Origin of the sequence: Paenibacillus xylanilyticus (assembly GCF_013359935.1) — a bacterium.
Classification (GTDB): Bacteria; Bacillota; Bacilli; order Paenibacillales; family Paenibacillaceae; genus Paenibacillus; species Paenibacillus xylanilyticus.
In genome coordinates, this window is the sequence record NZ_JABMCB010000206.1 from 174,036 (window position 1) to 196,601 (window position 22,566).

17 protein-coding genes and 1 tRNA gene are annotated in these 22,566 nt (G+C 47.3%); 16 read left to right on the forward strand and 2 right to left on the reverse strand.

Going from position 1 to position 22,566, the window contains the following annotated elements:
* Positions 1 to 178: 178 nt before the first annotated feature.
* Positions 179 to 559: a hypothetical protein gene (locus tag HP552_RS32675; RefSeq protein ID WP_175399493.1), complete on the forward strand. Its 381-nt coding sequence runs from the start codon at positions 179 to 181 to the stop codon at positions 557 to 559.
* Between the two features lie 6 nt (positions 560 to 565).
* Here HP552_RS32675 and HP552_RS32680 read toward each other — a convergent pair whose 3' ends face one another.
* Positions 566 to 1,009 carry a GNAT family N-acetyltransferase gene (locus tag HP552_RS32680; RefSeq protein ID WP_175399849.1) on the reverse strand — a complete coding sequence of 148 codons (444 nt, stop codon included), beginning with the start codon at positions 1,007 to 1,009 and terminating at the stop codon, positions 566 to 568.
* A gap of 601 nt (positions 1,010 to 1,610) precedes the next feature.
* Here HP552_RS32680 and ilvB point away from each other — a divergent pair.
* The 4 genes from ilvB (at position 1,611) to HP552_RS32700 (ending at position 6,916) form a co-directional block, all read left to right on the forward strand.
* Positions 1,611 to 3,362, forward strand: coding sequence for a biosynthetic-type acetolactate synthase large subunit (gene ilvB / locus HP552_RS32685; protein ID WP_175399494.1), 1,752 nt, complete (start codon positions 1,611 to 1,613; stop codon positions 3,360 to 3,362).
* Positions 3,359 to 3,841, forward strand: a complete 483-nt coding sequence (ilvN, locus tag HP552_RS32690; RefSeq protein ID WP_175399495.1) for an acetolactate synthase small subunit — start codon at positions 3,359 to 3,361, stop codon at positions 3,839 to 3,841. Before ilvB ends, ilvN begins: the two co-directional genes overlap by 4 nt.
* 301 nt (positions 3,842 to 4,142) lie before the next feature.
* Positions 4,143 to 5,135, forward strand: a complete 993-nt coding sequence (ilvC, locus tag HP552_RS32695) for a ketol-acid reductoisomerase (protein ID WP_095288327.1) — start codon at positions 4,143 to 4,145, stop codon at positions 5,133 to 5,135.
* Positions 5,136 to 5,374: 239 nt separating this feature from the next.
* The gene (locus tag HP552_RS32700; RefSeq protein WP_175399496.1) at positions 5,375 to 6,916 is read left to right on the forward strand and encodes a 2-isopropylmalate synthase; all 1,542 of its coding nucleotides are present in this window, start codon (positions 5,375 to 5,377) and stop codon (positions 6,914 to 6,916) included.
* A gap of 171 nt (positions 6,917 to 7,087) precedes the next feature.
* Here HP552_RS32700 and HP552_RS32705 read toward each other — a convergent pair whose 3' ends face one another.
* Positions 7,088 to 8,068: an aldo/keto reductase gene (locus HP552_RS32705; RefSeq protein ID WP_175399497.1), complete on the reverse strand. Its 981-nt coding sequence runs from the start codon at positions 8,066 to 8,068 to the stop codon at positions 7,088 to 7,090.
* Positions 8,069 to 8,278: 210 nt separating this feature from the next.
* Here HP552_RS32705 and leuB point away from each other — a divergent pair, with 210 nt between their 5' ends.
* From leuB to abc-f, 11 genes are all read left to right on the forward strand, one after another.
* A complete protein-coding gene (gene leuB, locus HP552_RS32710; protein ID WP_175399498.1) occupies positions 8,279 to 9,361 on the forward strand; it encodes a 3-isopropylmalate dehydrogenase in 1,083 nt (360 codons plus the stop codon).
* 273 nt (positions 9,362 to 9,634) lie between these two features.
* The gene (locus tag HP552_RS32715) at positions 9,635 to 10,174 is read left to right on the forward strand and encodes a peroxiredoxin (protein ID WP_062320195.1); all 540 of its coding nucleotides are present in this window, start codon (positions 9,635 to 9,637) and stop codon (positions 10,172 to 10,174) included.
* A gap of 359 nt (positions 10,175 to 10,533) precedes the next feature.
* Positions 10,534 to 10,950 carry a hypothetical protein gene (locus tag HP552_RS32720; protein ID WP_175399499.1) on the forward strand — a complete coding sequence of 139 codons (417 nt, stop codon included), beginning with the start codon at positions 10,534 to 10,536 and terminating at the stop codon, positions 10,948 to 10,950.
* Positions 10,951 to 11,399: 449 nt separating this feature from the next.
* Positions 11,400 to 12,503 carry an ATP-binding protein gene (locus HP552_RS32725; protein ID WP_175399500.1) on the forward strand — a complete coding sequence of 368 codons (1,104 nt, stop codon included), beginning with the start codon at positions 11,400 to 11,402 and terminating at the stop codon, positions 12,501 to 12,503.
* A 122-nt stretch (positions 12,504 to 12,625) separates the two neighbouring features.
* The gene (locus HP552_RS32730) at positions 12,626 to 13,594 is read left to right on the forward strand and encodes an AAA family ATPase (RefSeq protein ID WP_175399501.1); all 969 of its coding nucleotides are present in this window, start codon (positions 12,626 to 12,628) and stop codon (positions 13,592 to 13,594) included.
* Between the two features lie 2 nt (positions 13,595 to 13,596).
* Positions 13,597 to 14,721, forward strand: coding sequence for a DUF58 domain-containing protein (locus HP552_RS32735; RefSeq protein WP_175399502.1), 1,125 nt, complete (start codon positions 13,597 to 13,599; stop codon positions 14,719 to 14,721).
* Entirely contained in the window at positions 14,718 to 16,025 is a 1,308-nt protein-coding gene (locus tag HP552_RS32740; protein WP_175399503.1) for a DUF4129 domain-containing protein, read from the forward strand. The genes HP552_RS32735 and HP552_RS32740 overlap by 4 nt, the downstream gene beginning before the upstream one ends.
* Positions 16,026 to 16,133: 108 nt before the next feature.
* Positions 16,134 to 17,090 (forward strand): aldolase catalytic domain-containing protein, encoded by a 957-nt coding sequence (locus HP552_RS32745; protein WP_175399504.1) that lies wholly within the window; start codon positions 16,134 to 16,136, stop codon positions 17,088 to 17,090.
* 382 nt (positions 17,091 to 17,472) lie between these two features.
* Positions 17,473 to 19,599, forward strand: a complete 2,127-nt coding sequence (locus HP552_RS32750; RefSeq protein ID WP_175399505.1) for a bifunctional diguanylate cyclase/phosphodiesterase — start codon at positions 17,473 to 17,475, stop codon at positions 19,597 to 19,599.
* Between the two features lie 220 nt (positions 19,600 to 19,819).
* A tRNA-Gly gene (locus HP552_RS32755) sits at positions 19,820 to 19,890 on the forward strand.
* Between the two features lie 560 nt (positions 19,891 to 20,450).
* Positions 20,451 to 22,346: a ribosomal protection-like ABC-F family protein gene (gene abc-f / locus HP552_RS32760; protein WP_175399506.1), complete on the forward strand. Its 1,896-nt coding sequence runs from the start codon at positions 20,451 to 20,453 to the stop codon at positions 22,344 to 22,346.
* Positions 22,347 to 22,566 lie beyond the last annotated feature (220 nt).

A 22,566-nucleotide genomic window follows, 5' to 3' on the forward strand; every position in this document is an offset into this window, starting at 1 on the left:
TTTTATAGAGAAAAGGGTCCGCTGCGTGCGGCCCCTTTTTTTTGCTGTCTAACAAGCTATTTTCTCAAATCAGAGTGTTAGGTAGAATACCCATATTTTTTAGTAGGGACAAAGAAACAGGCGAAGAAGGTCTTGGACGAATACACTGTTTTGAATGATCCGAGGAGGAGGGGAAAGTATGAAACAACATGTTACGCGTCGTGAAGCGGTGAAATTCATAGGCAAAAATATCGTTGCGGTGAAAAAAGACGGCACTCGGGTTACGGGTAAGCTGTTGAAAGTATCCGGTAATAAATTAGTGCTAAAGCGCATGGATGGTAAAAAAGTGCGCACAAAGGCTATTTTGCCACTGGTATTGTTTGATCTGCTCGCTATTGCTACACTGCCTTATGCTTATGGTCCTGGCCCTGGATTCGGTCCCGGATATGGACCTGGACCGAAACATGGCCCTGGATATGGTCCAGGCTACGGACCGGGATATGGACCTGGCGGCGGCTTTGGCCCTGGCCCTGGATTCGGCCCTTATGGTCCGGGTCCACGTCCACCAGGGTTTTTCTAGGCCATTCTACAATGTTTTTTCCATCTCGTAACAGCGGCTTATCATAATATAACGAACGGTACTGTAACCATTTTTTTGATAAAATTGCAGTCCCTTCATGTTGCCTTCGTCGACCATCACTTTGGATCTTTTACAACCCCGCGATGCAGCGAAGTTTTCGGCCTTTTGCAGCAAAGTCTGCCCGTACCGTTTGCGCTGCTCCTTCGTAGCCACAGCCATCATATCCACATATAACAGCTCGCCATGCATGAGAAAATGAACAAAAGCAACAGCCTCTTTATTCGGCTCCGGCGAGATTACAAAGGTCATGCCCCTGTTCATTCGCAGGGGTATATCCTTGCGTATTTTGTTGATTTCATTTGTACTCATATGGGAAAGAGGAACAAGTTGTGAGTCAATTAAACTCATGATGGCCCCATCATCCAGCCTCGATTTGCGTTGCCGAATCACCATGCGTATTCTCCTTTCAGGACCAGTCGTGCTGCTCGTATATCCTATGCCTGCAGCAAGAGAAAAGGTGACTGTATGAAGTGCAGGGAATGGGGATACGGTAAGAATCAAAGTAGTGTGATGGAAGAAGTTTAAAATTTTTATCTGAATCAGGTATTGACTTATCGGTTAGAGGAATCATATAATGTTCCTAACATTTAACGAGAATATTTAATCGGCTATGAAGAGGACGAAGTTTTAAGGGCTCTTTTGCTCAGAGAGTGGCTGGATCTGCTGAAACCACCACCATAATCCCTTATATACGAGCTCACCTCGGAGCTGTTTTCCTGAAAAGCACTGGATGTCACTCCATCTGCGTATTAGGGAAAATCGTATGTCTGCGTTACAGACAACAGGTATGGAAAACGGCTGTGTCCGTTTGATCTATCGTTTTTTGTACCTGGTAAGGTCCGTTATTGCGAAATTTCGGACAAAGTTGGGTGGTACCACGGAAGCAACAACCTTTCGTCCCTCGCAAGCATTAACTTGTTTGCAGGGATGAAAGGTTTTTTTTGTAACTTCAAATGTCAGAATGGTGTAAATTCCGAGAGGAGGATGACTGATGGGAGCTCAAATTCCAGAAGTACGATCAACAGATGAATTACGTGAAAAATGGATGAAGCCGGAGGTCATTAGCGGATCCGAAATTCTGCTAAGAAGCTTGTTGCTGGAAGGCGTAGAGTGCGTCTTCGGTTATCCAGGTGGTGCAGTGTTGTACATTTACGATGCCATGTATGGTTTTGAGGATTTCAAACACGTATTAACACGTCACGAACAAGGAGCCATTCATGCAGCAGACGGATATGCACGTGCGAGCGGCAAAGTGGGGGTTTGTATTGCTACCTCCGGTCCGGGTGCGACGAATCTGGTAACCGGTATTGCAACGGCTTATATGGATTCCGTACCACTCGTAGTTATTACGGGTAACGTCATTTCCAGCCTGATCGGCTCGGATGCTTTCCAGGAAGCGGATATCACCGGTATTACAATGCCAATTACCAAACACAGCTACCTGGTAAAAGACGTTAAAGATCTGCCGCGTGTCATTCATGAGGCATTCCATATCGCGAATACAGGCCGTAAAGGTCCGGTGTTAATCGACATTCCGAAGGATGTATCAGCCAACAAAACGTTGTTTGAACCAATCACTGAACCGGTTACGCTGAGAGGTTATAACCCTCGGACGGTTCCCAACAAGCTTCAGGTTGATCGTCTGGCTCAAGCGATTCAGGAAGCAGAACGTCCGATGATTCTTGCAGGTGGCGGGGTTGTTTACTCGGGTGGACACGAAGAGCTGTTCGAATTTGTTGAAAAAACGGGCATTCCAATTACGACAACGCTGCTTGGACTCGGAGCATTCCCAAGCGGACATGAACTTTGGACAGGAATGCCGGGAATGCACGGAACATACACATCGAATCAGGCAATTCAACAAGCGGATTTGCTGATTAACATCGGAGCACGTTTCGATGACCGGGTTACGGGTAAACTGGACGGTTTTGCGCCACATGCCAAAATTGTACACATCGATATTGACCCGGCGGAGATTGGCAAAAACATTGCAACAGACATCCCGATCGTTGGTGATGTGAAGACGGTACTCGAAATAGCGAACAAGGAAGTGCAGCGTGCAGAGCGTGCGGATGCTTGGAGAGACCAGATCAAACAATGGAAACAAGAGAAACCTTACAGTTATACAGATTCCGAAGACGAGTTGAAGCCGCAGTGGGTTGTTGAACTGTTGAATGATACAACCAAAGGTGAGGCAATCGTTACCACAGACGTTGGTCAGCATCAGATGTGGGCAGCGCAATATTACAAGTTCAATCAACCGCGTTCATGGGTAACCTCTGGCGGTCTAGGAACAATGGGCTTTGGATTCCCTTCGGCAATCGGTGCACAGATGGCGAATCCTGACAGACTGGTAATCTCAATTAACGGTGATGGCGGAATGCAGATGTGTTCACAGGAACTGGCAATCTGCGCGATTAATAACATTCCGGTCAAAATTGTCATTATCAACAACCAGGTGCTTGGAATGGTTCGTCAATGGCAGGAAATCATCTATGAGAATCGTTACAGCCACATCGATCTTGCGGGAAGCCCGGATTTTGTAAAACTGGCTGAAGCATATGGTGTTAAAGGACTGCGTGCCACGAACAAGGAAGAAGCTGAACGGGCATGGCAGGAAGCGCTGGATACACCGGGACCGGTCGTTGTAGAATTTGTTGTACGCAAAGAAGAAAATGTATATCCAATGGTTCCGCAAGGAGCAACAATTGATCAAATGCTGATGGGGGATGCTGAGGAATGATTAGACATACGATTTCGATTTTGGTCAACGATCAGCCTGGCGTCCTGCAGCGGGTATCCGGATTGTTCGGTCGACGTGGATTCAACATTGAGAGTATTACGGTAGGCCAGTCGGAAGAAGAGGGTTTGTCGCGTATGGTCATTGTCACCATTGGTGACGACAAAACGCTGGAACAGATTGAGAAGCAGCTCTACAAAATCATTGACGTAATCAAAGTGGTGGATTTCAGCCTTAAGCCGATGGTCGCCCGTGAACTCGCATTGATTAAAGTAAAAGCAGAACCTTCCGAACGTCCTGAAATTATGGGTGTGGTAGAAACGTTCCGCGCGTCAGTTGTAGACATTGGTCCAAGCAGTCTGATGGTTCAGGTGGTTGGGGATACCGACAAAATTGATGCCATGATCGAATTGCTTAAGCCTTATGGCATTCGCGAACTGTCGCGGACTGGAGTAACTGCACTGGTACGTGGCAACGTATAATTGCCAATAGATCTAATTGTATGGTCTAATATGCATATCGGGAAAGTGACAAGGGTGCGAAAAGAAGCAGTACCAACATACTTCGACTGATTCTTGAATGACATCGTAGTCCTGCATCTGCTGCAAGTCGACATTTTAGTGATGTAACGCTTGAAAAGATAGCTACACCCCCGCTTTAAAGGGCGGGTGTCTGAACGGATCGGATCAGACCCGAGTTGCTGGAACAACCAGCATGCCGGTCCCTTGAGACACCCGCTCATTAATGAAGGGTTCTTTACAATACAAAGGAGGACTTATAAACATGCCAGTAACTACTTATTATGAACAGGATGCAGAGCTTAGCGTATTGAAAGGAAAAACGATCGCCGTAATTGGTTACGGTAGCCAGGGCCACGCCCAAGCACAAAACTTGCGTGACAGCGGCTTGAACGTAGTCATCGGACTTCGTGAAGGTAAATCGTTTGACACTGCGAAAAACGACGGATTCGAAGTATTGTCCCCGGCTGAAGCAACTAGCCGTGCAGATGTGGTTCAAATCTTGCTCCCTGATGAAACGCAAGCTTCTGTATACAAAAACGAAATCGAACCAAACCTGAAAAAAGGCGCAGCATTGCTCTTCTCTCACGGTTTCAACGTTCATTTCGGTCAAATCGTTGCTCCAAAAGACAGCGATGTACTGCTGGTAGCTCCTAAGTCCCCTGGCCACATGGTACGTCGTACCTACGTGGAAGGATTCGGTGTACCAGGCCTGATCGCGATCGAGCAGGATGCAACTGGTAAAGCAAAAGACATCGGTCTTGCTTACGCAAAAGGTATCGGCTGCACACGTGCAGGCGTTATCGAAACGTCCTTCCGTGAAGAAACAGAAACAGACCTGTTCGGTGAGCAAGCTGTTCTGTGTGGCGGTGTAAGTGCCCTGGTAAAAGCTGGTTTCGAAACATTGACAGAAGCGGGTTACGCTCCTGAAATGGCATACTTCGAGTGTCTGCACGAATTGAAACTGATCGTTGACCTGATGTATGAAGGTGGACTGGCTAGCATGCGCGATTCCATCAGTAACACAGCTGAGTACGGTGACTATGTAACTGGACCTCGCGTTGTGACTGAAGATACGAAGAAAGCAATGAAAGAAGTTCTTTCTGATATCCAACAAGGTAAATTCGCACGTGACTTCATCCTGGAAAACCAATCCGGTCGTGCTTTCCTGACAGCAACTCGCCGCAACGAAGCTGAACACCCAATCGAAGTGGTTGGCGGACAATTGCGTGAGATGATGCACTGGATCAAGAAGTAAGCATTTGCACTTAGAGGTAGTCCAAAAAGTCCTCAATTGATCACGAAGTAGCCCATGAAGCGAACTCGACATCGAATCTTGCGTTTACCTTCTCGGTGCTGAATCGTTGACTTTTTGAACATGCACTTATAGAATAAGCAATTTTACAGCTTTAACCGGAAATAGCGGCCGTGCTTATGCGTGTGCCGCTATTGCTGGTTTAGAGGCAATCATACATTACAGTCTAGGAGGTGCGAGGCGTGCGTAAAATCTATGTATTTGACACAACGCTGCGTGATGGTGAGCAATCGCCGGGAGTCAATCTGAACACTCGTGAAAAGGTAGAAATTGCCCATCAGCTCGAGCGGCTTGGGATTGACCGGATGGAAGCCGGTTTTCCGGCAGCATCTCCAGGCGATCTGGCAGCCGTAAATGCAGTAGCGAAAGCGGTTAAGAATATTACAGTTATCGGCTTGTCCCGCTCCAGAGAGCAGGATATTGATGCGGTTAGGGAAGCGCTGAAAGGTGCGCAGGACCCGTGTATTCACGTTTTTCTGGCAACCTCACCTATTCACCGCCAACATAAATTGCGCATGGACAAAGGGCAGGTGCTGGATACTGCTCGTTCAGCCATTCGTTATGCGAAGAAATCTTTTTCCAAAATTGAATTCTCCCTGGAGGATGCAGGCCGTACCGAATATGACTTCCTCGTCGAGATGGTAAACATGGCCGTAGAGGAAGGCGCATCGGTTGTCAACATCCCGGATACGGTGGGATATCTGAGCCCATACGAGTACGGTAACATTTTTAAACATCTCAAAGAGAATGTGCATGGCATTGAAAAAGTACAGCTGAGCGCACACTGCCACAATGACCTGGGAATGGCAACAGCCAATACACTGGCTGCCATTCTGAACGGTGCCGATCAGATTGAAGGTACGATTAACGGAATCGGTGAACGCGCAGGGAACACTGCAATCGAAGAGATTGCCATGGCGCTGGAGACACGTCAGGAATTTTTCAAGGCGAAAACTTCGCTCCAGCTCTCGGAAATTGCACGCACCAGCAGGCTTGTCAGCCGTTTGACAGGGATGGTTGTCCCTGGAAACAAAGCCATTGTCGGCGCCAACGCCTTCGCACACGAATCCGGTATTCATCAGGATGGTATGCTGAAGGAGAAAACAACGTACGAGATCATGACGCCAGAGACCATTGGTCTGAAGGAAAGCAAGCTCGTATTGGGTAAACACTCCGGGCGCCATGCCTTCCGTGAGCGTTTGATTGAGCTTGGATATGAGCTGGAGGACGAAGCATTAAATCGTGCTTTTGCTCAATTCAAGGATCTGGCCGACAAGAAAAAAGAAGTTACAGACGAGGATTTGCTGGCCGTAATTGAAGAGAAATTGCAGGATGCACCTGAGGTGTACAAACTGGAATCCATTTTTGTGACGTATGGGGACGAATCGACTCCGACAGCCAAAGTCCGCATTGCTACACTTGACGGCAGCACGGTTGAAAAGCAAGCGGAAGGAAACGGTTCCGTAGATGCCATTTACAATGCGATTGACCAGGTAAGCGGGGAAGAAGTAACGCTGTCCGATTACTCCATCAAATCGGTTACACATGGTAAGGATGCGCTCGGCGAAGTGCATGTTGTATTGACTCAAAATCAGGTTTCTGTTCAGGGACGCGGCGTAAGCACCGATATTTTGGGCGCAAGTGCACGTGCCTATGTGGACGGCCTTAACCAGCTGATTGAGAAACGCAAAACATATACCAATCGGGTTAACGTGAACCTCTAATAATTATTGCAGCAAGCATAGGATGCATGGATATCTGCGAAGCAGATGGATGCACAATCTAAAAAGTCTGACCCTCAACGATTTCGGAAGGGTCAGACTTTTTGTTATAACTTTAAGTGAACAGGTTTATGAATTAGGACGGATTACGGATTATTGTTTAGCTAGCTCTCATTACCATGCATACGCGTTAGGCGCATGTCCACCCGGACCAGGGAAAATCTCATCAAGACGTTTAAGTACCGCTTCATCCAGAGTGACTTCCAGACATTTGAGCGCGGTTTCGAATTGTTCCAGCGTACGAGGTCCGATGATCGGTGCTGTAACGGCCGGATTGGCCGCAACCCAGGCCAGAGCGATAGTGTCCTGTGGTTCACCGAGATCACGGCACAGTGCAGCAAATTCCTCAAGCTGTGTTTTATGACGCTCAATATGCTCAGCGATGCCGCCACTGCGTGTGCCCTCCAGTTTCTGAAGTGCATTGCGACCCAGCAAGCCACCATCAAGTGGGCTCCAAGGAATCACGCCGAGACCCAGTTCTTTGGCTGCAGGCAGCACCTCAAGTTCAGGCAAACGGCAGTTGAGACTGTATTTATGCTGCTCGGAAACCAGGCCGAGGAAATGACGATTTTTGGCTTCACTTTGAGCGATCGCAATCTGCCATGCAGCGAAGTTGCTTGATCCAACATAACCAATTTTGCCTTGATGAACAGCATTTTCGAATGCACCCCACAGCTCGTCCCAAGAAACCGCCGGATCAACATGGTGCATCTGGTACAGCTCGACATGATCCGTTTGCAGGCGGCGAAGGGAACCCTCCAGATGACGTCTGATTTTATAGGCAGAAAGGCCGGCGTCGTTGTTGGGACCATCTGTTTCGTCATGCATGGAACCATACACTTTGGTCGCGAGTACCACTTTTTCACGTCTGCCGCCACCCTGGCTGAACCAGCGTCCGATGATTTCCTCGGTGAGGCCGGAATTCTCACCCCAGCCGTAAATGTTAGCGGTATCAAAAAAGTTAACGCCGGCATCGAGTGCTGCATCCATGATGCGGAATGCTTCTTTTTCGTCTGTAGCAGGCCCAAAATTCATGGTGCCAAGACATATCCGGCTGACTTTGAGACCTGATTTTCCCAAGTACGTGTATTGCATGGTTGCAATCCCTCCTGAGTTACCTGAATTTGACTTCAAGTTATATTTTACCCTAGCCAGACGAGCAGAACAACAGACTCTAACCCTCTTATAGGCAAAATCTATTAAAGTCATAGATTGTATATCTTGGTCAAATGACCACTGAATATGATACAAAAGAGAGAGTTAAGTATGACACGTACGTAGATGAATGAAGGAGTTGGACAACCCATGACAGACGTAAAAAAAATTGCAGTCATCGCAGGTGACGGAATCGGTCCGGAAGTTGTAGCAGAAGCAGAGAGAGTACTCAAGCGCACGGAGGAAGTGTTTGGATATCGTTTTGAAACTGAACATGCACTGTTTGGCGGAATTGCCATCGACGAGAAAGGCACACCACTTCCAGAGGAGACGCTCAGCGTTTGCAAAAGCGCAGATGCAGTACTGCTCGGAGCTGTTGGTGGTCCAAAATGGGACAACAACAGCAAGGAACTTCGTCCCGAAACGGGCTTGCTGGGAATTCGCAAAGCACTCGGATTGTTCTCCAACTTGCGCCCAGCTGTTGTGTTTGACTGCCTGAAGGATGCATCCACCTTAAAACCTGAAGTACTGGAAGGTACAGATCTGATGGTGGTGCGAGAGCTGACGGGAGGCATTTACTTCGGGGAGAAGTTCAGACGTGAAGGATCACAGGGTGAAGAAGCAGTCGACACCTGTGTATATAATGTAACGGAAGTGGAGCGGATCGTTCGTCAGGCGTTTGAGATTGCTCAAGGACGCCGCAAAAAACTGGCTTCTGTCGACAAAGCAAACGTCCTGGAAACCTCCCGTCTCTGGCGTGAAGTCGTTAACCGGGTAGCCCCGGAGTATCCGGATGTTGAAGTGGAACATGTACTCGTAGACAACTGTGCAATGCAGCTGTTGCGTCGTCCAGCAAGCTTTGACGTTATCGTAACGGAAAATATGTTTGGAGATATTCTCAGTGATGAAGCAGCAATGCTGACAGGTTCGATTGGCATGCTGGCCTCTGCGTCACTGGGCGAAGGCAGCTTCGGATTGTATGAGCCGGTACATGGTTCGGCGCCGGATATTGCCGGTCAAGGGTTGGCGAATCCAATCGCAACAATTTTGTCTGTAGCGCTTATGTTCCGTACAACCTTCGGTTATGCCGAAGGCGCGGATGCCATCGAGGCAGCCGTATCCGAGGTACTGAATGCCGGACATCGTACGAGCGACATTGCAGTAGATAAGAGCAAAGCCATCAGCACTACGGAAATGGGCGATCTGATCGTTGCAGCGATCCGTAAGCAATAATAAGACATCATGATCAGGCAGCCCTTAGCTTTCCAGCAGGAAAGATAGAGGGCTGTCCCTTTATCTTTTTGGCACGAAAATTTCTTATTTATAATAATTATAAAAAAATAACGTTTATAATCTTGACTTTGAGAAGTCCGGATGATAACATTTTACTTGTACTTGTTATCAAGTATCAAACCGCTTTAATAACAGGAAAAACGTCCGCGTTTTTCTTGATGATGAGCAATCCATAGGATTGCTTACATAATCCCAAAGGAGGAATTTTTAGTTATGGCAGAACGTTTGGTTGGTAGACCAGCACCAGATTTCGCAATGGAAACAGTATCGGGAGACGGACAAGATTTTGGTTCCGTGAAACTGTCCGATTATCGTGGCAAATGGCTCGTATTCTTCTTTTATCCTTTGGACTTCACATTTGTGTGCCCAACTGAAATTACAGCTTTGAGCGATGCTTCCGAGCAATTCAAAGCTTTGGATACTGAAATTCTTGGCGTGAGCGTTGACTCAGTACACAGCCACAAAGCTTGGATCAACACACCTAAAGACAGCAATGGCCTGGGTCAATTGAACTTCCCACTGGCTTCCGACATCACGAAGCAAGTGGCTAAAGATTACGGCGTTCTGATCGAAGAAGAAGGCGTTGCATTGCGCGGTCTGTTCATCATCGATCCAGAAGGCGAACTGAAATATCAAGTAGTTAACCACAACGATGTAGGCCGCAGTGTTGAAGAAACACTTCGCGTACTGCAAGCTCTGCAATCCGGCGGATTGTGTGCAATGAACTGGAAACCAGGCGACAGCAACCTGTAAGCCTGATTAACTTGAACGTTTATTGTTCAAGCCCTCATCCCTATCGGGATTGAGGGCTTTTTGCACCCTTTTTCCCAATATAAGATGAGGCTGTACAAGGGTGTTTAGACAGGGTAAGAAACGTGTTAATGATGTATTATAGGAATGAGAGGTTTTTTACATCTCTCGAAAGAGGAATTGAAGAGCCTGAAGGCGAATAGGGTATGGAAACCCCGGAAAAATTTCGGGGCATGGCAATGATAATATTTTGATGAATGTGTTACACTGATGGAACGATTCCTTTTCAGTAAAGCTTCAAGTGTACGGGAGAGCCGGTTCTAATATAAGATCCCGACACGTAATAAGGAGGGTGAACAAAAATGAGTTACTGTTGTGGGGCAAGTATGGTGGGAACGAAGGGCACGCTGAAGCATTACCGCACCCAGGTTCATAATGTTCCCCTGCTGTTTTGTCCGGTATGCCACCGGGTAGAGGTGCATTACAAAGTGGAAAATGAATATGAAATTTTGGCTGAATATGCGCATGGTGACGGTGCTTCCGAAATTGATTTTCAGGATTATGTGACTGAGGATGAAGATGCAATCTTCGAAAATTGTGTAAACCGCGAGAGCGAGGATGCAATGGTCATCGTGCAGCGACAGATCGACATGGCCTTGGACCTGCTAAGGCTTGCCAAGGAAATGAAGGATGAGAAGTGGGAGAGCGAACTCAAACGCCGATTAGCCGTAATGAGCCAGCGCAGACTTAAAATTCAGCATAACAAAAGCGGGCTATAGATGTAATATGCATGATATAGATCGTGATCGGATACGAACGGAGCTGATTCGCAATTTAAGCGAAAAGGCTTCGTTTTTGTGTTTTCGAAAACGCTATTTCGAGGTTTTTCTTAAAATAATTTCCATTCGACACTTTCTCCGATTGACTCTCTTCTATAAACTTGTCTATGATAAAAACAGACTTGCAAAAGAGGCGGAGCAAAAAAAGTGTTCGTGTTTGGGAATAGGAGATCGGTTAGAATGGAACAAACGTATATTATTTTCCGGATCAACTGTTGGTTACCGGGAAAAGACCAGCTAGGGTTCCGGACGTGCCATCCATATTTTCGGCTCAGCCCCCCAATGAAAGGGCACCGGTAATGAAAAATAAAATCGGCCCTTCCTGTTTCTGTGATGATATGATGTCCGAATGGCAAGTTTATCATTTACGTGAAAAGGAGGAACCTGACATGATTAGTGAATTTCAGGACACAGTGCCTCACCCAACGAACGGATTCCCGCCTGTACATCTCGATAACAACAAATATGAAAATGTTCTGGAACATTTGGATAGTGGTATTATGTTGTTTGACAGCAACGGTGTATTGACGTTTATTAACGTTCAAATGGCAAAATTGTTGGAGCTTCCCCGAAGTCTGTTGAGCGGCTGCACCCTGATGCAAATGCTGCATCATCCACAGATGAGCCGATTCAAGAAAAAGAAAATTTTACGTATCTATCGGGAAACCATTTTTCACCGTAAGCGCTATCATGAACTGATTGACGAGTATGGCAGACACTGGCTGGTCACGGTAACGTACGGAGATCAGATGGATGGAGATTTTTTGTTCAGTGTCAAGGACGTATCCGATTATAAACAAATAGAACAGACCGCTTATCAAAATGACAAACTTGCCATGCTTGGGCGCATTTCGGCATCCATTGCTCATGAAATTCGCAATCCTTTGACAGCGATCCGCGGGTTTATACAGCTGCTGCGCCCCCATTTGCTACAATTGGGAAAAGATGAATACGCCAGGATCATATTGACGGAGATCGACAGGGCGAACGATATTATCTATGAGTTTCTAAACTCATCCAAACCGTCAGCGCCACAGAAGACGATTATGTCTGTAGACTCTCTGCTCAAAGAAGTGGTCCTTCTGACGGAAAGCGAAGGCTTGATGAAAGGTTGCGAGATTACGCTCGATGAAGGGGACTCGCCGATGAACGTCTCCATCGATGTCAAACAGATTAAGCAGGTTATTTTGAATATGGTAAAAAATGCGATGGATGCTATTGAGGACGTTGGTGAAGAGCATACAGGTCTGATTCGAATTTCCACTGGAGCCGAGAACAGATACGCACAGATCTCTATTGCCGATAACGGTCAAGGCATGGATCATAACACGCTTGTACGTCTGTTTGATCCATTCTTTACAACCAAAGAGAGCGGGACAGGTCTTGGACTCTCTGTAAGTTATCGTATTATCAAAAACCATGGGGGTACGATCTCTGTTGATAGTAAAAAGGGTGAAGGAACCCGGTTTATGATTATGCTCCCATTGGTGTAACTGCAGGACATTGGAAAGGAATCGGCGCGTTCGTCGATTCCTTTTGTTTTTTTTGGGAACAATTCGGGTTATAGTTAGGATGAATGCGGATACATAATCATAGCTGTGAAAGGAAGGTCATTATGGATATTCAGGGAATGGAACAGATGAACAGGCATCTGACAGAGCATGTGGGTCAGGTTATTGTAGGCAAGGAGCGAACCATAGAACTGATCATGACAGCCATTATCGCATCAGGACACGTTCTGCTTGAGGATGTGCCGGGTACGGGCAAAACGATGCTGGCGAAATCGGTGGCATCATCTCTGGATTGCACGTTTCAACGCATACAATTCACCCCTGACTTGTTACCGTCTGATTTAACAGGGATTCACTTTTACAACCAAAAAGCCGGGGATTTCGAGTTTAGAGCCGGTCCGTTATTTGCGAACCTGGTGCTGGCCGATGAGATCAATCGCGCCACACCGCGTACCCAATCAAGCTTGCTGGAATGTATGGAAGAGCGGCAGATCAGTATCGATGGATCAACGAGACAGCTGGAGCGACCGTTTATCGTCATAGCAACCCAGAATCCGATTGACAACCAGGGGACCTTCCCGCTGCCTGAGGCACAAATGGATCGATTTATGATGAAAATTCGGATGGGTTATCCGACCAGTGACGAAAGTGTAGAAATTTTGAGACGTACTGTCGCCGGTCGTTCGGTCGACGATCTTACATCAATTATAAGTCGCGAGAAATTGCTGGAAGCTCAGCGTACATACCAATCTGTCCAGGTTGAAGAAGACCTGCTAAAATATATCATCCGTCTCACGGAAGAGACACGCCGACATCCCGAGCTGTCGCTTGGCGTTAGCCCAAGGGGAGCCCAAGCCCTGCTGAAGGCAAGTCAGGCATGGGCAGCGCTGCATGGCAGAGACTACGTGCTGCCTGATGATATCAAGATGCTTGCTGAGCCTGTGTTGGCTCATCGGCTAGTATTCCGTAACAGGGTTCGACAGCAGGAGGGGATGGCTGAGCGAATGATTCAGGAGATTCTGAGCCAGGCTGAAGTGCCTACGGAGAACATTGGCACCGCCAGTGGACGGTAAGTATGGCATTGTTATGGCTTGTCGTTGTCGGGAGCATTGTCATTGGTTTACAAGGCATATGGTTTGGACGTCCGGCATTGCGAAAACTGAAGTATACACGTGAATTCAGCAAACTTCGCTGTTATGCAGGGGACGAGCTGGAGATGGTGGAAACGATAGCCAATGAGAAGCGGGTTTCGGTTCACTGGCTGAGACTTGAGGCGATGATGCCTGGCTCTTTTGTATTTCGCAGCGGTTCAGGCATGGATATCAGTCAAGGCGATATTTATCAGAATCATAAAAGTATCTTTACATTAAAACCGTTTACGCGTATCACACGCAAACATCCCTTTGTGTGCACTCAACGCGGTATATATACTCTGAACACGGTGACAATGACCGGTGGAGATCTGTTTGGCATTTGGCGCACTTCAAAACCCATTCCTGTTCATCTGACCATGATCGTATACCCTTCTCTGGTCCATGCAGAGGAACTGCCCGCCATCTATCAGGTGTGGCAAGGTGAAGTTGAGGTGTCACGCTGGATCGTGGAGGATCCATTTCTCATTCTGGGTGTCCGTCCTTATGGTGCTGGAGACCCCATGAATCGTATTCATTGGAAAGCGAGCGCACGAACAGGTGAGCTGCAGGTATACAAGCAGGGATGGACAGCTGATCCACAGTCCTGGATTATTGTAAACATTCAGGAATCAGCGGATATGTGGAGCGTGGTGACACGGCCTGAGGTGATTGAACGTGCATTGCGATATGCTGCAACAGCTGCGGTGGATGCGATCGGCAGAGGGCTGCCTGCAGGTTTTGCCCATAATGGCTATCGGGTAAACGGAGGGCGTGATCCGCTTCGGATTGAGCCCGATTATGGCAGCCCACATCTGGAGCTGCTGCTGGAAGCGATGGCGGAGACAGAGCTGAAATGCATGGTTCCCATGGAGCAATTTCTGCATGATGAAGTGGAGCGCAATGAGGAAGCTCAGCAAGTTCGGAGTTATCTTTTGATCACATCCTATGTTTCTTCTGCGATGGAGCATGAAATTGCTCGCCTGCATGAGCAAGGTCATCGGGTAACTGTTCTGCCTGTAGAGCGGGAACAAAGCGGCGTGAAGAACAACAAGGCGGTGAGTGCATGAGTGAACCGACTTCGAGCAGATACAGACTCGGAATACCTCTGTCAGCAGTCCTACTGACAGGTATTTATATGTATCCGCTGCTAACCCTGACCTCGCTCTATGCAACCGGTTATCTGCCATACACATTAATGATCATTTACTTTTTAGCAAGCGGGTTAAGTGTGGTACTGAAACAAAAATTTCAGCGATTGGGAATGAATACTTGGATTCGGTTAGGTGCAGCTCTGCTTCTGGGAGCACTTGTCGCTTTGGTATTAACTTCGGCAGCCGGACTTTCATTGCCGGAGTTGTTCACAGCTCTTATATGGGGAATCATATCAGCCTACATAGGTTTGGCGCCCGAACCGACACTTCGCTCCACCTTGATGTGGAGATGGCAGATTTTCGGTGTGGTTGGTTCCATTATACTGAGTAGTTTCTCACGCTGGCTGGAACCTCTTTACCCGCTGCAGCCGTATGTGGGAACGTTATACGCATCAGGTCTAATCAGCTTTATGGGCTGTTTGCTGGTCGTGTACAGCTCGCAGCTGGACAGGGCTGTACTAAACGATGGCAGCAAAAGAATGGTGCTTCGGGAGTTTGCCAGATCGAATCATCAGCGGTTGATATGGATGTTGATTATCATTGCGGGAATTGGAGCATTTCCCAGTCTTGCCGCATGGCTAGCTCCTCTACGGGATCGTCTGCTCGCATGGATCAGGGGGTTAATAGGCTCATCTTCCAATCAGCAGCTGCCCATTACACCAATCTCTGGTATTGACCCGTCAATGCTTCCGGACAGAGTGGCGGAGCCTTCAGAACCATCTGTTTTCTGGGACATACTGGGTTGGGTCGTCTTAGGTGTATCTGCTGCTCTGATTCTATGGCTGATCTTCAAATTGGGACGGAAGGTGATAGATCGTCTTATGGACCGATTGAAGGGGATGATGGAACCCAAGGAACGGAGTGCCGAACCGCGAACCGAATACATCGATATTAGTGAAACGCTGGAAACGCCTGTGAGAGAACGAAAAACCTGGTTTCGAAAAAAAGAATTACCCCCATCAGAGGAAACCGAGCGTGTACGTTACTATTACAGGAAATGGATCGATAGTGCCAAACGTCGAGGGGTTGAAATTGAAGGCGCGCAGACTCCGCTGGAAGCAGCAGAGACGATCCTTCATCATAAGCGCTCATCAGGCAAGCAAGAGGAACGGAAACTCTCAGAGGTGTTGCCTGGTGCCTATAACGCAGTGCGCTACGGAAAAAAAGCTCCGGATCCTTCCGAGATGACCGAGATGGATCGGATCTGGAAGTCCCAATAGACCCAATAGACCCAATAGACCCAATAACGTGTTTATCCCTTTACTTTTCTTGTCACGTTCAAGTATCATGAGAGGAATACACAAGTTGGTCAGAAAAGGAGCAGACAAATGAAGACAAATCATTGCAAAATTGTAGATTGCACCATTCGTGATGGCGGATTGGTAAATAATTGGGACTTTAGCGTGGACTTCGTTCAACAGCTGTACGCTGGATTGAATGAGGCAGGCGTTGATTATATGGAAATTGGCTATAAAAACTCGCCGAAACTGCTGAAAGGTGCCGAAGAGGCAGGACCTTGGCGTTTCCTGAATGATGATTTCCTGCGCAAAGTGATCCCGCAAAAAGGAAATACCAAATTGTCTGCTCTGGTTGACGTTGGACGTGTGGACGAGAATGACATTTTGCCACGCAGCGAGAGCATGCTGGATCTGATTCGTGTAGCCTGCTACAGCAAGGATGTAGACAAGGCGCTTGCGCTTGTTCAAACATTCCACGATCGTGGATATGAAACGACTCTCAACATCATGGCATTGTCCAATGTTATGGAAAACGAGCTGCTCGAAGCCTTTGAATTGATCAAAGATAGCTCGGTAGACGTTGTGTACATTGTTGACTCCTACGGAAGCCTTGATCATAATGACGTGAAATATCTTGTAGAAAAATTTAAAACCCATTTGCCAAACAAACGTCTTGGTGTGCATACTCACAATAATATGCAGCTTGCGTTCTCCAACACCCTTGTGGCGGCTGAGCTAGGCGTTGAACTGCTGGACGCTTCTGTGTATGGTATGGGCCGTGCAGCAGGTAACTGCCCAACAGAACTTCTTGTTGCTCATCTGAAGGGAACGAAATACAATCTCCGTCCGGTTCTGGGCGTTTTGGAACAATTGATGGTTCCTCTGCGTGAAAAAGAAGAATGGGGTTACATCCTGCCATACATGATCACAGGTGCATTGGACGAGCATCCTCGTTCAGCTATGGCGCTGCGTTCGTCATCGGAGAAGGATAACGTTGTGGATTTCTACGATAAGCTGACAACGCCTGAAGTGAATTTCGATAAATAATTGCCGGTCAAATATTCACAAATTGACTGTCGCTTTTCTTTTCTGGACGAGACTCAATCGATTTATCAATAATATAGTCTGAAATGCAGTTGTAAACTAAAAAAACATGGACTCCAAGCGGAGATTCATGTTTTTTTAGTTCTTAGTACCTTGTTTTCTTACACAGATATGAATACATATTCCTATTTTAAACTAAATTTGTAGTTCACGTCCGCAGAATTAAATGTTATTATGTACCAGAAAGCATGTATGGGCATGTGAATTGAACGTTGGTAAATATTCACTGTCGAATGGTGTAACAATGAAAGTTTTCAAACCTGAACGTCACAACGCTGGCTAAAGGTTATTCAGGATAGGTGATCCCGGGAAGGAAAAACACGGCATGAAGGCAAATTCGCAAGATCAGAGAAAAGTAATTTGGGTCGCGCTAGGCGGCTTATTGTGCTTTCTCGCAAGTCAATGGTATCGTTCCTCTGCAAGCTCTGATCTAATCATATCCGGATACCCGGTTCTGACGCTATTGGGCGGATTCGTTGCAGCAGCAGCCTGTATCGGCATTTACAACCAAAGCTGGTTGTTCCAGACCCAAAAGCTAACCCTGCGCAGGGTCCTGATCACAACACTCTTCTTATTAATTGGTCTGTTTGAATTGATTCATATCGTTTCATATGCAGAAGAGGTGCCGAGCGGAGCGATGATGGAATCAGAGTTCTCGCTGAAAATGATGACCCTTGGCTCTGTGGTCTGTACAGCCGGATTACTGCTCATTTATGTAGTGAGAGAAAAAGAAATAGCGTTACCACGTAAATTTTTACTGTTCAGTGGAACATTGGGTACATTTATCATGTTATACACACTGGGTGTCCAGGAATGGATCTGGTTGCCGAAGCTAACCGAGGAAGGTCTGCTCAGCGGAACGTTTACGAGAATTCACCTTTTGACAGGTCTTCTGTGCGGTATTACTGCGGTTGTGCTGTTTCTGAAATGGAAAAAGGGCAAGGATGGAGATCTTCCCTCTATCCTGTGCGGAGCCCTTTGTTTTTTCTACGGAGAAGGCTACTTGGTCTCTGCTGCGGAAGTGAATGACCTGAATCTGTTGTTTGCAATGTGGATGAACTGTATGGGTTACTTTTTTATACAAAAAGGACTCTACACAACGGTCGTGGACACACCGTTCCTGAAACAGCAGGCCGCTGAAGCCAAAATGAACTATATTGCTCATCATGATGATGTGACAGGCCTGCCGAACCGCCGCCGCCTCTCCCAACGGCTGAGAACGTTACTGGACGATGCAGTGGAGCAGGAACAGCTAGTCGGTGTGCTTGTGCTGAATATTAACCGATTCAAAACGATTAACGATTCTCTTGGTCAGCAGGCTGCCAACCGCGTCCTTCGTCAAGTAGGGCAGCGACTCAAGCATTCTTCTCTGCCGGGCGAGGAAGTATATGGACTTGGACGGGACGAGTTTGTGATCACGATGACGGACTTCTGGACCACAGAAAATGCACTGCGCCGAACAAGATCGATTTTGCAGCTGTTTGAAAAGCCGGTTATGGTTGATGGCAATGATTATCATATTACGCTTGGCATAGGCATAGCCATCTATCCCCATGACGGGGGATCACCGGAGGAAATTATTCAAAATGCGGATACAGCCCTGCATAATGCCAAGGAACAGGGCATCGAGCTGAATCGTTATGCCCATGCAATGCAGATGAAGGCACAGGAACGCCTGCAGCTGGAGAATGATCTGCGCAAGGCATTGGATCGGGGCCAGTTCTACCTCGTATATCAGCCACAGATTAATCTCGCAAGTGGAATGATTGTAGGCATGGAGGCGCTGGTACGCTGGCAGCATCCGCAGCGTGGACCGATATCCCCGGCAGAGTTCATCCCTCTGGCAGAAGAAAGTGGTTTGATCGTGCCACTGGGTGAGTGGGTGCTTCGGGAGGCATGTGCGCAGAACAAGCTGTGGCAGGAAGCTGGGTATCGCAAGCTATGTGTATCGGTCAACCTCTCAATGAGACAATTCAGACATTCCCATTTGCTGGACAACATCAGTGGTATTCTAAGGGAAACCGGATTGGAGCCTGTTTGGCTTGAACTGGAGATTACCGAGAGCATGACATTTGATAAAGATCGTGCGTTTGAGCAGCTGCGCAAAATCAAAGAAATTGGTGTTCATATCAGTATTGATGATTTTGGAACAGGGTACAGCTCACTGCATTATCTGAAGGATCTGCCGATTGACCGGCTCAAAATTGATCGCTCATTCGTCAATGAAGTCATGGAGGATAGCAACAATGCGGCGATTGTATCGACCATTACATCCATGGCGCATCACCTGCAATTGAAGGTGACGGCCGAAGGGGTAGAGAACGAGGCACAACTCCTTTTCCTTCGTGATCAGCATTGTCATGAAGCACAGGGCTACTTTTTCAGTAAACCGATCGTTGCAGCCGATTTTGAGAAGCGGTTTCTACGAGATGTGGATAAACCTACAGGATAAACATCGGGCAGGGGCGTGGATCGCTTCTGTCTTTTTTATGTACCAAGGAAAAAGTGGGAAATGGAACTTGCAAGGATTGGAGGAACATGTTATATTAGTTTTTGTAAAAACCATGTTAAGATTCTTAGGAACTTAACGAACGTAGCTCAGCTTGATAGAGCACATGGTTTTGGAACCAGGGGTCACATGTTTAAATCGTGTCGTCCCGATCATCAATCGTGCGGGTGTAGTTCAATGGTAGAACTTTAGCCTTCCAAGCTAATAGCGTGGGTTCGATTCCCATCACCCGCTTAACTTCATTTAAGAAACCCTCTTGTTAATCACAAGGGGGTTTCTTTTTGTCCAGAAAATGGAAATTTCAGTGTTGTTCTAGACCACTCAAACCTTTGCATTTACTCCATCTTCTGGTACAATAATGGAGAATTGATACTATACATGAATGAGAGGTAACCACACGTCCCATGAAGTAAGACACATGAATTGAACCCCAGTAACTGCAGAACGTGTATGACGCAGTCAGCCGCAGCGGCTGAGCAATGAGATGATTCGTGTGTCCAAATTCAGCAATGGGATCAGGTGTGTGTGCGAGCCGTTTGTTGTGGTTTGCGTTTACCTTGTTTAGGGGTATATTTCTTCATGCCTGGAGTATCTTATGCTCGTTTTTTGACGCTTGATTCCAAACCTGAATTGCCAGACCGCCGGCGGATGCCAGCGGTTTTTTTTGTTCAGGAAATATTCGTTATGGATTTCCTGTGAACCGTGGCAGCTCCAATAGTGACTGAGATTATCGAGAAGATCTCTCATCAATGTTGGAGATGTATTCGATTTCAACACAGGAAGGATGAGGTCTTATGATGACATTGGTGCGCCTCCATGAAGTATCAAAAGAGTGGAACGGGATGGAATTGTTTACAGGATTGAATATGGAAATTAACGAAGGTGAGCGGCTTGCCATTTTGGGTCGCAATGGATGCGGGAAAACGACATTGTTACGTATCATGCTAGGAGAAGAGGAGGGTGGTGGACGCATTGAGCGCCATATTCCGCAGCAGGAGTGGGGATTCATGCGTCAGCGCTCCCTAATCGAACCCGGAATGAAGGTGCTGGATGCTGTACGGAAGGAAAGTGGCCGGATTTATGAAGTGAAACGTGAGTTAGAAGAACTGGAACGGAGCATGGGGAGGAGTGGGAGTGAAGAGGAGCCGCGGCTGCTTAAAGCCTATACCACAGCCATAGAGCAATATGAGCAGCTGAACGGATACATGTGGGAGACCGAGGTGGAAAAGATACTGACCCGTCTTGGGTTAAGCTCGGAATTTTGGAGCAGACCCTATCAATCCTTGAGTGGTGGACAAAAAACCAAGGCGAGACTGGCAGGACTACTGGTCAGCAAGCCTAAATTTCTGATTTTGGATGAACCGACGAATCATCTGGATGAAGACAGCATGCGATGGCTCGAAGAATGGCTATCTAATTATACAGGCACACTGCTCTTTGTTTCGCATGACCGAACATTTATAGATCAAGTGGCAACAGGCGTCATTGAGTTTACCCCACAAGCGTTGACCAAGTATAAAGGCGGGTACTCTGACTACAAAGTTCACAAGGAGAGGGAGCGGCGTGAGCAGGAAAGCCTTTACCGCAAACAGGAACTGGAGCGAAAAGCGCTTGAAGAGACCATTCGCAATTATCAGCAATGGTTCCATAAGGCCCACAATTCGGCAACGGATGTGGAGGTGAAGATCACCCAAAGCTTTTACAAAGCCAAAGCCAACAAAAACATCTCGCGTTACCACGCAAAACAGAAGCAGTTGGAACGCCTGGAGAATGAGCGGGTAGATAAACCTCGTGAAGCAGCAAAATTAAACATGGAACTGCAAGTCAACACACTGGCGGCACGCCAGCTTCTTGGTTTGAGTGAAGTCAGTTTTGCTTATCCGGGAGGAAAACCGTTATTTCACGATCTGCGAATGGCTGTCGAGCGTGGTGATCGGCTTGCCGTACGTGGGCGAAATGGTACGGGCAAGACGACTCTGCTTAAACTGATGATCGGGGAGCTCGAACCGGAGCGGGGGAAGGTGACACGGCACCCACAGCTGAAGATCGGATACTTTTCACAAGAGCTCGAGGGACTTCCCGAGAATTTGACCCTGCTGGAAAGTTTACTCACTCTCCCGTCCATGACCCAGAGCGCAGCACGAACCATCCTGGGATGTTTTCTGTTTACCAGAGAAGATGTATTCAAGCACATCGGGGACCTGAGTATGGGAGAGAAATGCAGAGTGGCGTTTCTAAGACTATACTTTGGCGGTGCCAACTTGCTGGTGTTGGATGAACCAACGAACTATCTGGATATCGATACCCAGGAAGTCATGGAAAATGTATTAAAGCAGGCTTCGGGTGCATTGGTGCTTGTATCTCATGACCGAATGTTGACCAAGATGCTGGCTAACCGTTTGGTTGACCTGGAACCGGGAGGTAGGGTTGCGGTATTCGAAGGAGGAGTTGAAGATTGGGAACAGTCAAGAAAACTTCGAAATTCTGCGCTCGACCAGCGGGACTCGGACGATGAACGATTACGGCTGGAATTGCGGTTGTCCGAGTTGCTGTCTCCGATGAGTGATGCGGGTAAAGGTGTATTTTCACATCCAGGAGCTGATGAGGAACGAGCTGTTGAAGCAGCCGAGATCCGGGAAATCCAAAAGCAGTTAGAACAGCTGAAAAAGAAGGATGGGAGCAAAAATTAGATGGATGACTGGCTTGCTATTTCGATTGAATTTGCATATAATTATGGACGATCATCGATAATTACGTCGATACAGGTTTGACTAACCAACAAACGTGATGATGGAGACAAGTAAGCAGTGCCTCTGGACAGGGAGGAAGCGCCGTAGATTGAGAGCGTTTCTGTAGAACAAGGCTGCCGAAATTCACTCCGAAGCGGTTCCCTGAACTTGGCTTTGCATT